This window comes from Stenotrophomonas maltophilia (assembly GCF_013464485.1).
Classification (GTDB): domain Bacteria; phylum Pseudomonadota; class Gammaproteobacteria; order Xanthomonadales; family Xanthomonadaceae; genus Stenotrophomonas; species Stenotrophomonas maltophilia_AW.
The window spans coordinates 83,982-97,778 of sequence record NZ_RAUX01000010.1 but is presented as its reverse complement, the minus strand read 5'-3'; the positions used below and the strand labels follow the sequence as shown (position 1 = coordinate 97,778).

Below are 13,797 nucleotides of genomic sequence, written 5' to 3'. Positions count from 1 at the left end.
CTCGAAACCATACGGGGCCGGATTCCTTCGGGAATGCCGGCCCCGTCCGTTTCGGCCCCAGCGGCGCGGCGCGGGGCTACAATCGGGGGCTGAGTCGTACCCCTTTTCCCTGCCTGCTGGAGTACCCGATGTTCCCGCGTGACGTCCGCATCGAATCCTACGATCCCGAACTGGCCAAGGCCATCGCCGCTGAGACCCAGCGCCAGGAAGACCACGTCGAGCTGATCGCCAGCGAGAACTACACCAGCCCGGCGGTGATGGAAGCCCAGGGCAGCCAGCTGACCAACAAGTACGCCGAAGGCTACCCGGGCAAGCGCTACTACGGTGGCTGCGAATACGTGGACATCGCCGAGCAGCTGGCGATCGATCGCCTGAAGCAGCTGTTCGGCGCCGACTACGCCAACGTGCAGCCGCACAGCGGTTCGCAGGCCAACCAGGCCGTGTACTTCGCCCTGCTGCAGCCGGGTGACACCATCCTCGGCATGAGCCTGGCCCACGGCGGCCACCTCACCCACGGTGCCAAGGTCAACGCCTCGGGCAAGCTGTTCAACGCCGTGCAGTACGGTGTGAACGACCAGGGCCTGATCGATTACGACGAAGTCGAGCGCCTGGCCCTGGAGCACAAGCCGAAGATGGTCGTGGCTGGCTTCTCGGCGTACTCGCAGGTGATCGACTGGGCGCGCTTCCGCGCCATCGCCGACAAGGTCGGTGCCTACCTGTTCGTCGACATGGCCCACGTTGCCGGTCTGGTGGCTGCAGGCGTCTACCCGAGCCCGCTGGAGCACGCCCACGTGGTCACCTCCACCACCCACAAGACCCTGCGCGGCCCGCGCGGCGGCATCATCGTCGCCAAGGGCGCCGACGAAGACCTGGTCAAGAAGCTGCAGTCGATCGTGTTCCCGGGCATCCAGGGCGGTCCGCTGATGCACGTCATCGCCGGCAAGGCCGTGGCCTTCAAGGAAGCACTGGAGCCGGGCTTCAAGGCCTACCAGCAGCAGGTGGTGAAGAACGCCCAGGCGATGGCCAACACGCTGATCGCGCGCGGCTACAAGATCGTCTCCGGCGGCACCCAGAATCACCTGATGCTGGTCGACATGATCGGCAAGGACGTGTCCGGCAAGGACGCTGAAGCCGCGCTGGGCAAGGCCCACATCACCGTCAACAAGAACTCGGTGCCGAACGACCCGCGTTCGCCGTTCGTGACCTCGGGCCTGCGCCTGGGCACCCCGGCGGTGACCACCCGTGGCTACGTCGAACAGGACTGCGTGGACCTGGCCAACTGGATCGCCGACGTCCTCGACGCGCCGAGCGATGACGCCGTGATCGCCCGCGTGCGCGACGCGGTCAGCGCGCAGTGCCGCAAGTACCCGGTCTACGGCTGATCGGGCGATGGGGTCGGATCCCTTCCCTGCGGGAAGGGCTCTGACCCCGGAACCGGAGTTCCTGCGCATGGATGAGCGCCGTTTCAGATATCTGTATGCCGCGCTGGCGGCCTTGTTCGGCCTGCCCAGTCTGGTGATGGGCGGTGCGGCAGCGACGTTGCTGGTGCTGATGGGGGTGGGCCAGTTCGGTCATGGCACGCTTGCCTCGGTGACCGTGATGCCGGTGTGGGGCCTGGCCGGCATTGCCGGCTGCCTGGCCTGGTTGTGGCTGAGCGTGGGCTTTCTGATGCAGGGGCGTGCCGGGCTGCGCGTGCGCCCGGTCTGGTGGTGGATGCTGTTGGCGGGTGGCCTCGCTGCCCTGCCTCCACTGGGGCTGGCGCTGTGGTTGAGCGTCACCGTTCACGCCGAAGGCATCACCCTGTTGCTGCTCGGCCCATCGATGCTGGTGCCGGCCGCGATGCTGGTGTGGCTCAAACGCCGCGCCTGAGGCGGCCTACGCAAGGAGATCGAACGCATGGATGAGCATGTGCACAAGCGCTGGATGGCGATTGCCGGCCTGCTGGTCGGGCTGCCCACCGCAGCGGCTGGAGGCACGGGGGCCGTGCTGGGACTGATGGTCGTGCTGGACGGCAAGTATCTGACTGGCGACGAGCACACGCTGTTGCTGCTGTGGTCGTTGGCCGGGATCATCGGCCTGCTGGCCTGGTTGTGGCTGAGTGGCGTGTTCCTGTGGCGCGGTCTTGCAGGCCTGCGCCAATCCCCGATCGCCGTGTGGGTGGGGCTGGCACTGGGCGGCCTGGCTGCGCTGGGCGTGGTTGCTGCCACGCTGTATTTCACCTTCAAGCAAGGGGAGATCTCGACCTTGGGCTTCCTTGGCTTCGGCCCGCCGCTGCTGGTGATGGCGGGACATCTGGCCTGGCTTCGCTGGGGGCGTGCGGCCCCTGCACCGACGACCGCCGGTTGAGCGGAAAGACCGGATCGCGCTGCAGCTGCGTTTCGGCCGAAATGCAGGCACTTCCGCGCAGACAGCATTTGCTGCTGAACGCCTTCTCAGGTACCTTTGCGACGCTGCCATGACCGTGGCATCTAGGTTGCCCCCTGAGCCAGGCGTTCCATGCATTGCCCCTTCTGCCAACATGCCGATACCCGGGTCATCGACTCGCGCGTCTCTGAAGACGGCGCGACGATCCGCCGTCGGCGTGAATGCGAAGCCTGTGGCGAGCGCTTCAGCACCATGGAAACGGTTGAACTGAAGCTGCCGGCCATCGTCAAGAGCGATGGCACCCGCGAAGCGTTTGACCAGCGCAAGGTCCGCGCCGGCTTCGACCGCGCGCTGCAGAAGCGTGCGGTGGCCGAAGACAAGATCGAAGCGGCGGTGCGTGCGGTGGTGCACCAGCTGCGCATCAGTGGCGAGCGCGAAGTGCCTTCGATCAAGGTCGGCGAGTTTGTGATGAACGAACTGCGCAAGCTCGATCATGTCGGGTATGTGCGGTTTGCGTCGGTGTACCGCAGCTTCGAGGACGTAGCTGATTTCCGCGAGGAGATCGAGAAGCTGGAACGTGACTTGCCGTCCAGCACCGAACAGCTGCAGCTGCTGGGTGACGTGATAGCCCTGACCAAGAAGAAGAAGGGCTGACCGCCTTTGCCCCGCTAGATGCCAACCCTGGTTGGCACTGATGGCCGCCTTCACTGGTGGGTGCCAACCTTGGTTGGCACTGATGGCATGGATCTACACCGCCAGCGTTACCATGGCGGCATGAGCACCCCGTTCTCCGTCCTCGACCACCTGCACATGGCCAACGCGCTGCGCCTGGCCGAGCGTGCCGCCTACACCACCCGCCCCAATCCGATGGTTGGCTGCGTGATCGCCCACGGCGAACGCGTGGTCGGTCAGGGCTGGCACCAGCGCGCCGGTGGCCCGCATGCCGAAGTGTTCGCCCTGCGCGAGGCCGGCAGCGAAGCACGCGGTGCCACCGCCTACGTCACCTTGGAACCCTGTGCGCACTACGGGCGCACGCCACCGTGCGCGCTGGCGCTGATCGAAGCCGGTGTATCGCGCGTAGTCGCGGCGATGCGCGACCCGTTCCCGAAGGTCGACGGCGGTGGCTTTGATCTCCTCCGCAGCGCGGGCATCGAAGTCGCTGAAGGCCTGATGGCCGCGCAGGCGCGCGAGCTCAACAAGGGCTTCCTCTCACGCGTGGAGCGCAACCGCCCTTGGCTGCGGGTGAAGCTGGCCGTCAGCCTGGATGGCCGCACCGCGATGGCTGATGGCAGCTCCAAGTGGATCACCGGCCCGGCCGCGCGCGAGGACGTGCAGCACTGGCGTGCACGCGCCGGCGCGATCCTGACCGGTGCCGATACCGTCCTCGCCGACGACCCGATGCTGACCGTGCGTCTGGCCAACACAGACGTGATGCCACCGTTGCGCGTGGTGCTCGATTCGCGTCTGCGTTCGCTGGAATGCAGCCGTGTGCGCGAGGGTGGGGCACCGACGTTGTACCTGCATGACGCAGCAGTAAGCGCACCGGATGCGGCCGACGCCGAATTTGCCAGCGTGCCCAGTGTCGATGGACGGTTGGATCTGGGCGCGGTGCTGGCCCTGCTGGCCGAGCGCGGCATCAACGAAGTGCATACCGAAGCTGGCGCGACCCTGGCCGGCGCACTGCTGCGCGGCGGCTGGGTGGATGAGCTGTTGCTCTACCAGGCACCCACCTTGCTGGGCGATACCGGCCGCCCGCTGCTGGCTGGCCTCGGCATCGAGGCGATGGACCAGCAGCGTCGATTGCGCGTGGTGGATCAACGCCAGGTGGGTGAGGACATCCGGCTGCTGCTGCGGCCGTAATGCAAACCGACAATGCCACGTCGTACCCGCCGGATGTGGCATCAAGGTTGCCGGGGCGAATGATCGCTGCGCATGTTGCAAGGCGCACAGATCTCCATTGGCCTACCAGGCATTTGTCGTGCGCGTAGTTCATCAGCTGCCCCAGCGCCAATGATCGACCGGCCCTGACCGCACGTGCACCTTGCCGGGCCCTGTTTCATGGGCATGTCAGGCCGCTGTATTCGAAATGAAGATGGGGAGATACCTGGTTGTTGCAGTAGGTCAATAGCTGGTGCTCATCCATGCCTTTCGCTGCATCCAGTACTTCGGCCTGGAGGGCATTGAAATGACCGATGCGATGCAGTGCCTGCTGGCTCACGCAGTTGCGGAGCCGATGCAGCGGCCAGTCACATGCAACTGATCCTGTGAGCGTGGGAGCTTCCTCCTCCAGCATGCGCCGGTCCCAGCCGTGGTAGGGAATGAAGGCGTCGAGCAGCTTCGCTTCGAGGCTGTTGGCACTGGCGCTGAGCCACGCGCCCTGGCCATGTCGGAAGAACTCCAGATCCCCGGAAATGCTGCGCGATCCTGATCCCCTCAGTATCCTGACCTGGCGACGGAAAATGTCGGCCATTTCGGCGGGAGCCGCAGCCCTGGAACCTGCCTTTGTTGCCTCCCGGTACCTGGCGTACAGTGGAGTCAGGTCGGGGACAGAGCAGCGATAAGACAACGTCGCTGTATTGGCGGTGGGGCCGGCGCGGGTGGAGAGCGCGGTACAGGTCACGCGGCCCAGTCTGTCCAGCGATGCAGCGCCGATGCCGGGTGATTCAAAGCCAGCAGGCACCAGGAAGCGTTCGGCGGCCTCGTCATCGCCAATGCGCGTTCGCACTTCCTGCAGCCGATCGAGATAGCCTGGGGGCTGGAACGTACCCTTCCACTGCGCGTCGAGGGTGCGGCGGGCAACCGGGTCGGCAGCGAGCAGAAGCGAAAGATAAAGCTGGAAATTGGCGTCAATACCTGCGGTGATCTCGCCCGACGGCAGCGCATGTGCACGCCGCGTGGACGCATCGGGCGAGGCCAGGGCAGAGAGTGGCGCGCTGGTTAGTACGAGCAGCCGCATCATTTTCACGCGTGGACTCATGGTCGATGGTGTTCCTGGAGTGCACGGCAGTGCGCGCGAGCCTCGTCGGGTCCCATCCCGCTGACCGTCTCTTCCAGGACATTCTGAAAGGTCGCGTCGTCTGATGAGGGATCGACGGGTTCGTGAATCCGTGCGGCTTTCAGTCGTGCGTCAAGCAGCAGGTCACACGCAGGAATGCCCGTACGGGCAGTGATGGACTCTGCCTCGATGCGCTCATTCCATTCCCGGAACGGCAGCATCTTCTGCAGCAGCGCCAGCCCGAGGAACATCATGTCGATACTGGCCCAGGGACCGCCTTCGCCAGCACGGAAGAACTCGGCCGTGGTGTCGAACGTGCTGTTGGGGGCTTGGGTCAGCACTTGGGCAAATGCCATTTTCGCGGGTTGGATGGACGCGACTGCATCCACGGCCACGAATTGTTCGCGATGCTCGCGATAGGTCGCGAAGAAGCTGGAGACGTCTGGAACCCCGCAGTGGTAGCGGATCGTCACACGATCGGGAGAGCCGCTATCGGCTCGCTCGACCTCCTTGCAATGGATGGAGTGCCACCTGGCTTTGACAGCCATGGCAATGGGGTCATTGCTTTCCAGCGCAGGGCCTTGATGGATATAGAGCGCGTCCACAGCATCCCCGATTCCGGGCAACGCATGTTGATTGGCTGTCTGCAGGCTTTTCCTCAGTGCCGTCCTGGCTTGCTCGTGATCCTGGGTGACTACGAGTACGTACGCGTCAAAGGTTTCTTCCAGCGAGAGTGCGCCCGTGGGCGCGGCGGTCGCTGACAGCGACGTGCCGAGCAGTCCGGTGAGAATGAGGTTCAGCATGACAGGGCTGCATTGCCTGGATCGGCCCGCGAGGATCCCGGCTTGTGGATTCCAGGTCCATGCAAGAAATCCGAAATTCCAGACCAACGGCGCCGGGTTCACGGGCGCGGTCTTTGGCCGTTCGACCCAGCCCGTCGCAATGCTTCCAGGGGACCCTGTCTTTGCGCAATCGGAATGGCGGTGGACTGCAAGCGCGTGCCCGGGTGGCATTGAGGATACTCGGCCGTCCGCACGCCACTTCCGCCGGCAGACCCCTCTCAGGCGTCGTGAAGGTTGCCCAGGTCCTCTGCTCCACGATAGCTGCGCTACCGCTTACCGGCTTACGCGCATTCGTCGGTCCACATCATTTCGGCCATCGGACGCAGCGCCTTGCACTCCTGCCTCATCTCCTCGGCCGATTGCACCTGCGCTTTGGCCTTCAGTTCCTCGGCCATCGCATCCACGCCGCTGATCTGGTCCGGTGCGATCTTGGCAACGCAGGCGCGGTGCTGCTGCAGCAGCAGGTCGCAGCCCGGTACGCCGGTCACTTTCGGTGCGCTGGCCGCCTGTGCGTCCTGCATCCAGTCCTCGAACGGGGCCAGTGCACCGGCGACGGTGCCTACCAGGTCATCGAAATTGCCGCTGTACCAATAGCCATCGTCCTTGGCCGGGTACAGGGTGAAGGTGCCGCTGACCGGCACGCGCGCGCCACTCTGCAGTGCCTGGGTATAGGTATCGGTGAACTGCCTGCGCGAGGCCGGGCTGGCATCGGCGGCCAGGCTGGCGGCGAACAGTGGGCGCACCTTGCCCAGGTCGGGCACCTGGCAGCTGAAACTGATGCGCGCCAGCTTCTGGTCTTCAACGTATTCGTTGTCTTCGATCACGCTCTTGGTCGCGCGGCACTTCGAATCGCGCAGGGCCTTGGCGTACAGCGCTTCTGCGGCGGTAGCGTCGGTCTTGTCACCGGCGCTGGCCAGCACGGTCTGCCACGGCTCGGCCAGGGCCTTGGCCAGCGCACCCGGGGTCGGGGTCACCGCATCCTGGCCTTCGAAGGCCGGCTTCAGTGCATCGTTGAGCGTGCGCGTGGCGGCCGCATCGTCTTCCAGCAGCACGCGTGCATACAGGTCGAAGGCCTGCTCGGGCGTCAGTTGGGCCGGTGCCGCGCTGGCAATCAGCGGGGCGCACAGCAGCACGCTGGCCAGAAGGGTACGGGTGGTACGGGTGGGGGTCTTCATGACGGTGTTTTCCTGTTCCAGAGGCGCGCAAGCCTAGCGCATCTGCCCACACTTTCGATGGCGCGATGCAGCCAGGTGACGGTGTGCAGCGGACAAAAAACGGGCCCCTTGCGGGGCCCGTTCGATCGCACGACGAGGAGCGATCGTTGGATCAGAAGCTGGCGCGGACGCCGGCCGAGTACTGGGTGACGTCGCGGTAGCCGGAGATCTCGCCCACCAGACCCCAGGTCTTGGTGAAGTTGATCTGGCCGCCGACGGTGCCGACCCAGGTGCCCTTGAAGTTGTTGCCGCCGTCCATGTAACCGGCCTTGACCCAACCTTCGGTCATGCGCGACGGCTTGCCACGGATGCCCATGGTCACGCGGCCCAGGTTGGTGTGATCCTTCTGGCTGAAACGCAGGCCGTCGTATCGGACGGTGGCTTCGGCGTTCTGGCGCACCCACGCGGCATCGGCGGTGAAGTCCAGGCGGTCGGTCCACGGCATGTGGTAGCCGATGCCCAGCTCCGGCTGGTTCAGTTCCAGCTTCAGCGAATCATTGCCGTAGTGATTGGTCTTGCTGGTACGCGACCAGCCACCGAACACGTAGACCTGTTCGGCGATGGCCACGGAGCCACGCAGGTAGCCGCCGTCGACCTTCGGGTCGTCCAGTGCGTTGTCGTCAACCTTGACCTGCGTCCAACCGCCTTCGACGTAGGTGTAGCTCAGAGCGTCGGCCGAAGCCGAGAGCGGGGCGGCGGCCAGCAGGGCGGCCACGATCAGCATCTTGCGCATGGGAATTCCTGTGAATTTCAATCCTTTGGCGGGCCGGCCCAGCGGGCGGCCCGTGGCGACCTCATGTCGTCCGGGGCGAAATTTTAATGAAAGTTTTACAAATTACGAGCGACCGCCGTCACAGCTGCGGCATCCGACCCCGTTCAGCCCGGGCTGTTACACTGGGCACGCCGGTTCGCCGGTACACAAACGTCTTCAGGGCGGGGTGCAATTCCCCACCGGCGGTAGGTGCGCAAGCACGAGCCCGCGAGCGCCCCGGCCCACGGCCGGGGGTCAGCAGATCCGGTCCAATGCCGGAGCCGACGGTCATAGTCCGGATGAAAGAAGACGGTGCCACAGGGCTCATGCCCTGCGTGCGCCTGTTTGCCTTGCGGCGTTTTTCGCTCACTTTCCGCGGAGAACGTTACTTGTTTACTGGAATCATCGAAGGCGTCGGCCGTCTGGCTGCGCGCGAATCCATCGGCGGCGATGTCCGCTTCACCTTCAATGTCGGGAATCTGCCGTTCGACAACGTGCAGATGGGCGAGAGCATTGCCATCAACGGCGTCTGCCTGACCGTCATCGCATTCGACGCCAGCAGCTTCCAGGCCGATGCCTCCACCGAGACCCTGGGCCTGACCACGCTGGGCCAGCTGGGCGAGGGTGCGGTCATCAACCTGGAACGCGCCATGCGCCCGACCGACCGCCTCGGCGGCCATCTGGTCAGCGGCCACGTCGACGGCCTCGGCCAGGTGCTGTCCATCCACGAAGACGCGCGTGCCCAGCGTTGGCGTTTCGCAGCGCCGGCCTCGCTGCGCCGCTACATCGCCAAGAAGGGCTCGATCTGCGTGGACGGCGTCAGCCTCACCGTCAACGAAGTGGACGATGAAGGTTTTGAAGTCGCCCTGATCCCGCACACGGTGGCCAACACCGCCTTCTCCGCCGCAGGCGTGGGCAGCGCGGTCAATCTTGAAATCGATCTGGTCGCCCGCTATGTGGAGCGGCTGATCAGTGTGCCGACCAACGGTCAGCACCCACAGGGAGATGCCGCATGAATTTCGCCCCGATTCCGGACATCCTGGAAGACATCCGCCAGGGCCGCATGGTGGTCATCGTCGATGACGAAGACCGCGAGAACGAAGGCGACCTGATCATGGCCGCCGAGCTGGTCAAGGCCAGCGACATCAACTTCATGGTCACCCATGGCCGTGGCCTGGTGTGCCTGCCGCTGAACCGCACCCGCGCCGCCGATCTCGGCCTGGCGCCGATGGTGCAGGCCAATACCGCGCAGTTCCAGACCAATTTCACGGTCAGCATCGAGGCCGCCGAGGGCGTCACCACCGGCATCTCGGCGCATGACCGCGCGCACACCATCCGTACCGCGGTGAAGCCCAACGCCAAGCCGTCGGACCTGCACCAGCCGGGCCACATCTTCCCGCTGATCGCTCAGCCGGGCGGCGTGCTGACCCGCGCCGGCCACACCGAGGCGGCCGTGGACATGGCCATGCTGGCCGGGCTGGAACCGGCCGGCGTGCTGGTGGAGATCCTGAACCCGGATGGCAGCATGGCACGCCGCCCGGAACTGGAAGTGTTCGCCCGCGAGCACGGTCTGAAGATGGGCTCCATCGCCGACCTGATCGCCTACCGCCTGGCCACCGAGAAGACCGTTGAACGCGTCGATGAACGTGAGATCGCCACCGAATTCGGCCCGTTCAAGCTGGTGACCTACCGCGACCGCATCGCCCACGACCTGCATTTCGCGCTGGTTCGTGGCACGCCGGATGCGGAAACCCCAACCCTGGTGCGCGTGCAGGTGGAAAACCCGCTGGCCGACCTGCTGCACTGGCGCCGTGACGACTTCGGGGTGGCCGCCACCGATGCCCTGCGCGCGATCGATGCCGAAGGCACCGGCGTGATGGTGGTGCTGCAGGCCCCGCGCGACGGTGAAGCCCTGCTGGCCCGCCTGCGCCAGCAGCCGGCGCCGGTGGTGCCGGGCAAGGACAAGGACGTGAGCCAGTGGCGCCGCAACGGTGCCGGCGCGCAGATCCTGTCCGACCTGGGCCTGGGCAAGCTGCGCGTGCTGGGCACCCCGCGCCGCCAGATCGGCCTGGCCGGGTACGGCCTGGAAGTGGTAGAGACGGTGGGCTGCTGAGGCCCGCGCGCCGGCCATGAGGCCCCTGTAGAGCCGAGCCATGCTCGGCTTGCGCGCGCAGCGCGGAGGGCAGTCCGGCGGCAGAGAGCAGCCGAGCATGGCTCGGCTCTACAGAAAGCCCCTTGAAGGCCCCCGCCGATCACGGCCGGGGCCCATCCACGCTAGAATTACCCCCTTATCGAGTCCCCAAGCCGCATATGAGCCACTTCGAAGGCGATCTTCGCACTCCCGAATCGGCGCGCTTTGCCATCCTGGCCAGCCGCTGGAATGCCCGCATCACCGACACGCTGGTCGCTGGCGCCCGCCAGAGCCTGGCCGGCAACGGCATCACCGAAGCCAACATCGACGTGATCCGCGTGCCGGGTGCCTGGGAACTGCCGCTGGTGGCCGCGCGCCTGGCCGCCGCCCACGAACACGCCGCCATCCTCACCCTGGGCTGCGTGATCCGTGGCGATACCCGTCACTACGAACACGTGGCCGACCGCTGCGCCGAAGGCCTGATGCGCGTGCAGCTGGATTTCGGCGTGCCGGTGCTGAACGGCGTGCTGGCGGTGGAACGCGTTGAAGACGCCGAGGCCCGCGCAGGCGGCAGCCACGGCAACAAGGGCGAGGAAGTCGCGCTCGCCGCATTGGAAATGGTCAATCTTCTGGAGCAGCTGCCATGAACAAGAACACCCAGGGCAAGCCCTCCGGTAAACCCGTCCGCCGCGATGGCGTCGATCCGGTGCTGCGCTCGCGCGCCCGTCGTCGTGCCGTGCAGGCCATCTACGCCTGGCAGATCTCCGGCGGCAACGCACAGTCGCTGATCGCCCAGTTCGCCCACGAGCAGGCCCGCGAAATCGCCGACCTGGCGTACTTCGAAGCACTGCTGCACGGCGTGCTCGACAACCGCCGCGACATCGACGAAGCGCTCGGCCCGTACCTGGACCGTGGCATCGAAGAGGTGGACGCGATCGAACGCGCGGTGCTGCGCCTGGCGGCGTACGAGCTGCGCTACCGCCTGGACGTGCCGTACCGCGTGGTGATCAACGAAGCCATCGAATCGGCCAAGCGCTTCGGTTCCGAGCATGGCCATACCTACGTCAACGGCGTGCTGGATCGTGCCGCCGTGGAATGGCGCAAGGTCGAATCGGGTCACTGACCCGATTCCTGTAGAGCCGAGCCATGCTCGGCTCACCGTGCAGCGCACGGTTGCGTCCGGCATTGCGGCGCGTGATCGAACTGCAGCCGAGCATGGCTCGGCTCTACATAACAGCAGACCGCCCCATGTCCCTGGCCGAATTCGCCCTCATCGACCGCATCCGCGCCCGCACCCTCGAGCGCGACGACATCCTGCTCGGCATCGGCGACGACGCTGCGCTGCTGCAGCCGCGTGCCAATGAGCAACTGGTGGTCACTGCCGACACGCTCAACAGCGGCGTGCACTTCCCGGTGGAAACCCCGGCCTACGACATCGGCTGGAAGACCCTGGCGGTCAACCTGTCCGACCTGGCCGCGATGGGCGCACGCCCGGCGTGGTGCACGCTGGCGCTGTCACTGCCGGACACTTCCGAAGACTGGATCGAGGCCTTTGCCGACGGCTTCTTCGCCCTGGCCGACCAGCACGACATCGCCCTGATCGGCGGCGACACTACGCGTGGCCCGCTGTCGCTGACCGTGACCGCGATGGGCCAGGTCGGCCGCGGCCAAGCCCTGCGCCGCGACCGCGCGCAGGTTGGCGACGACGTCTGGGTAAGTGGCACGATCGGTGATGCCGCCGGTGCACTGAAGCTGTGGCAGCAGGGCGCGCTGGACGTGGCCACGGCCACGCTGCTGGGTGACTACGAAACCCTGCGCCTGCGCCTGCTGCGGCCGACGCCGCGCGTGACCTTGGGCCTGCGGCTGCGTGCCTTCGCGCATGCCGCCGTGGATCTGTCCGATGGCCTGGTGGCTGATCTGGGCCACATCGCGGCACGCAGTGGCGTGGCCGCGCAGATCGATGCCGACGTGCTGCCGATCTCGCCGGAGCTGCGTGGCCTGCTCGGCCGCGACGGTGCCCGCGAGTGTGCGCTGCACGGTGGTGACGATTACGAACTGTGTTTCACTGCCGCCGCCGACCAGCGCGACGCGCTGCTGTACCTGTCCGAATCGCTGGATGTGCCGCTGACCCGCGTCGGCCGCATCACCGAAGGGCAGGGCGTGCAGGTGGATGGCGAAGCCGCCAGCGGCGGTTACCAGCACTTCGCCTGACCAAAGAGAACGCCGGGCATCGCCCGGCGTTTTTGTGTTGCCCTGGTAGATGCCAACCTTGGTTGGCACGCATGATCCATTCGGGGCGTGACCCGCCGCGATCAATCGCGCGGTGCGGACACACCGAAACGATTGCCGCCCGGGGTGCTGGGCAGTACCAGGAACACCAGCAGCACCAGGCTCACGATGGGGACGACGCCCAGCAGCAGCCACCAGCCCGATCGGTCCGTGTCGTGCAGGCGGCGCACGGTGACGGCAAGCGTCGGCAGCACAAAGATCAGCCACATCACCACGCTCAGGCCGGTCGATGCCAGCGCCAGGGCCTGCGAATCGGTGTAACCGGCAATGAAGCCCAGTACGTACAACGGGATCGAAACGATCGCGATGAACAACTGGAACCACCAGAATTCGCTGCGGCTCGCGCGCCCGTTGAACTGCGTGTAGCGCTTCAGCGGCATCATCATCTTCTTCATGCGGGTGCTTCTCTCTCTCTGTGTGTAATGCCGAGCCCACGCCCGGTCTGAATCAATGAACGACCTTTGCTTCGGCATCGCGCGGCGAGCCGTAGTCATCCAGCCACTGGAACTTCACCGTGGCCGGCATCGCCACGCCAGCAGGCAAGGGCAACCTCACCTGCGTGCCCGGCGCGATCATATCCACGTCCACCTTGTGGCCATCGGCCAAGGTCAGCGTGCTCAGCGTCACGTGGTACGCGCTGGGGTTGCGCACCTGCAAGGCATGGCCCTCAGCCGACCACTGCAAGGCTGCAGCCGCATCGCGTGCCTCGCCCGGCAGTCCCGCCGGCCGATGGAACAGCTTCACCCGCGTGCGCACCGCAAACTGAAGCAGGTTCTTGTCCGCCGCATCCTTGGGCTTGGGCGGAATATCCAGCAGGTTGAAGTAGAAAACCGATTCGCGATCGTCCGGCAGCGGCGCGTCACCAGGTCGTGGCGCATAGGTGATGCGGAACGCTTGACCTTGGTGGGCCTGCAGCAGGCGTGGTTCGGCCGGGGTCAGCCGGAACGGCGTGCGCACGTGCTCGGGGCGGGCGTGGCTGTCGCCGTTGTCGATCCACACCTGCACCATCGCGGCCTGTTCGCCCCGGTTGCTGGCCTGCACGGTCACATCGCGGGCCTTGCCTGCGTCATGCACGATGCGCGTGCCCTGCAGGGTCACGGCGGCGTGAGCGGGGCCTGACAGCAGGCCCGCCAGCAACAGGACGAGGCCGGAAGCTCTAGGAAGATTCATGGTTCATCTCTTCTGCCCGCGGTTGCCGGCCGATCATGGCC

The 13,797-nt window shown here is 66.0% G+C and carries 16 protein-coding genes and 1 riboswitch; of the genes, 10 read left to right on the top strand and 6 right to left on the bottom strand.

Going from position 1 to position 13,797, the window contains the following annotated elements; genetic code table 11:
* The first annotated feature begins 128 nt into the window (after positions 1–128).
* From glyA to ribD, 5 genes are all read left to right on the top strand, one after another.
* Complete coding sequence (glyA, locus tag D7Y61_RS04835; protein ID WP_099588522.1) at positions 129–1,382, top strand: serine hydroxymethyltransferase; 1,254 nt, start codon at positions 129–131, stop codon at positions 1,380–1,382.
* Between the two features lie 67 nt (positions 1,383–1,449).
* The gene (locus D7Y61_RS04830; RefSeq protein ID WP_180865323.1) at positions 1,450–1,869 is read left to right on the top strand and encodes a hypothetical protein; all 420 of its coding nucleotides are present in this window, start codon (positions 1,450–1,452) and stop codon (positions 1,867–1,869) included.
* 27 nt (positions 1,870–1,896) lie between these two features.
* A complete protein-coding gene (locus D7Y61_RS04825; RefSeq protein ID WP_180865322.1) occupies positions 1,897–2,346 on the top strand; it encodes a hypothetical protein in 450 nt (149 codons plus the stop codon).
* 150 nt (positions 2,347–2,496) lie between these two features.
* Positions 2,497–3,018 (top strand): transcriptional regulator NrdR, encoded by a 522-nt coding sequence (nrdR, locus tag D7Y61_RS04820; RefSeq protein ID WP_004143350.1) that lies wholly within the window; start codon positions 2,497–2,499, stop codon positions 3,016–3,018.
* Positions 3,019–3,138: 120 nt separating this feature from the next.
* The gene (ribD, locus tag D7Y61_RS04815) at positions 3,139–4,224 is read left to right on the top strand and encodes a bifunctional diaminohydroxyphosphoribosylaminopyrimidine deaminase/5-amino-6-(5-phosphoribosylamino)uracil reductase RibD (RefSeq protein ID WP_180865321.1); all 1,086 of its coding nucleotides are present in this window, start codon (positions 3,139–3,141) and stop codon (positions 4,222–4,224) included.
* Positions 4,225–4,420: 196 nt separating this feature from the next.
* Here the strand turns inward: ribD and D7Y61_RS04810 are convergent, their stop codons facing one another.
* The 4 genes from D7Y61_RS04810 to D7Y61_RS04795 all read right to left on the bottom strand — a co-directional run bounded on the left by D7Y61_RS04810 (position 4,421) and on the right by D7Y61_RS04795 (position 8,148).
* Positions 4,421–5,341 (bottom strand): hypothetical protein, encoded by a 921-nt coding sequence (locus tag D7Y61_RS04810; protein ID WP_180865320.1) that lies wholly within the window; start codon positions 5,339–5,341, stop codon positions 4,421–4,423.
* Entirely contained in the window at positions 5,338–6,162 is an 825-nt protein-coding gene (locus D7Y61_RS04805) for a hypothetical protein (protein ID WP_180865319.1), read from the bottom strand. The genes D7Y61_RS04810 and D7Y61_RS04805 overlap by 4 nt, the downstream gene beginning before the upstream one ends.
* A gap of 320 nt (positions 6,163–6,482) precedes the next feature.
* Positions 6,483–7,376, bottom strand: a complete 894-nt coding sequence (locus tag D7Y61_RS04800) for a hypothetical protein (RefSeq protein ID WP_180865318.1) — start codon at positions 7,374–7,376, stop codon at positions 6,483–6,485.
* 151 nt (positions 7,377–7,527) lie between these two features.
* Positions 7,528–8,148, bottom strand: a complete 621-nt coding sequence (locus D7Y61_RS04795) for an outer membrane beta-barrel protein (protein WP_180865317.1) — start codon at positions 8,146–8,148, stop codon at positions 7,528–7,530.
* A gap of 187 nt (positions 8,149–8,335) precedes the next feature.
* Positions 8,336–8,481: riboswitch (FMN riboswitch) on the top strand.
* A gap of 74 nt (positions 8,482–8,555) precedes the next feature.
* Between D7Y61_RS04795 and D7Y61_RS04790 the strand changes: the two genes are divergently transcribed.
* The 5 genes from D7Y61_RS04790 to thiL all read left to right on the top strand — a co-directional run bounded on the left by D7Y61_RS04790 (position 8,556) and on the right by thiL (position 12,508).
* The gene (locus D7Y61_RS04790; protein ID WP_049411214.1) at positions 8,556–9,182 is read left to right on the top strand and encodes a riboflavin synthase; all 627 of its coding nucleotides are present in this window, start codon (positions 8,556–8,558) and stop codon (positions 9,180–9,182) included.
* The gene (gene ribB, locus D7Y61_RS04785) at positions 9,179–10,279 is read left to right on the top strand and encodes a 3,4-dihydroxy-2-butanone-4-phosphate synthase (protein WP_180865316.1); all 1,101 of its coding nucleotides are present in this window, start codon (positions 9,179–9,181) and stop codon (positions 10,277–10,279) included. Before D7Y61_RS04790 ends, ribB begins: the two co-directional genes overlap by 4 nt.
* 197 nt (positions 10,280–10,476) lie before the next feature.
* Positions 10,477–10,944, top strand: coding sequence for a 6,7-dimethyl-8-ribityllumazine synthase (ribH, locus tag D7Y61_RS04780; RefSeq protein WP_005408061.1), 468 nt, complete (start codon positions 10,477–10,479; stop codon positions 10,942–10,944).
* Complete coding sequence (gene nusB / locus D7Y61_RS04775) at positions 10,941–11,420, top strand: transcription antitermination factor NusB (RefSeq protein ID WP_005408062.1); 480 nt, start codon at positions 10,941–10,943, stop codon at positions 11,418–11,420. The genes ribH and nusB overlap by 4 nt, the downstream gene beginning before the upstream one ends.
* Before the next feature lie 125 nt (positions 11,421–11,545).
* Complete coding sequence (gene thiL / locus D7Y61_RS04770; protein ID WP_430543696.1) at positions 11,546–12,508, top strand: thiamine-phosphate kinase; 963 nt, start codon at positions 11,546–11,548, stop codon at positions 12,506–12,508.
* A gap of 101 nt (positions 12,509–12,609) precedes the next feature.
* Here the strand turns inward: thiL and D7Y61_RS04765 are convergent, their stop codons facing one another.
* Both D7Y61_RS04765 and D7Y61_RS04760 read right to left on the bottom strand, forming a co-directional pair.
* Complete coding sequence (locus D7Y61_RS04765) at positions 12,610–12,981, bottom strand: DUF805 domain-containing protein (RefSeq protein WP_180865315.1); 372 nt, start codon at positions 12,979–12,981, stop codon at positions 12,610–12,612.
* Positions 12,982–13,033: 52 nt separating this feature from the next.
* Positions 13,034–13,756: a fimbrial biogenesis chaperone gene (locus D7Y61_RS04760; protein ID WP_180865314.1), complete on the bottom strand. Its 723-nt coding sequence runs from the start codon at positions 13,754–13,756 to the stop codon at positions 13,034–13,036.
* Positions 13,757–13,797 lie beyond the last annotated feature (41 nt).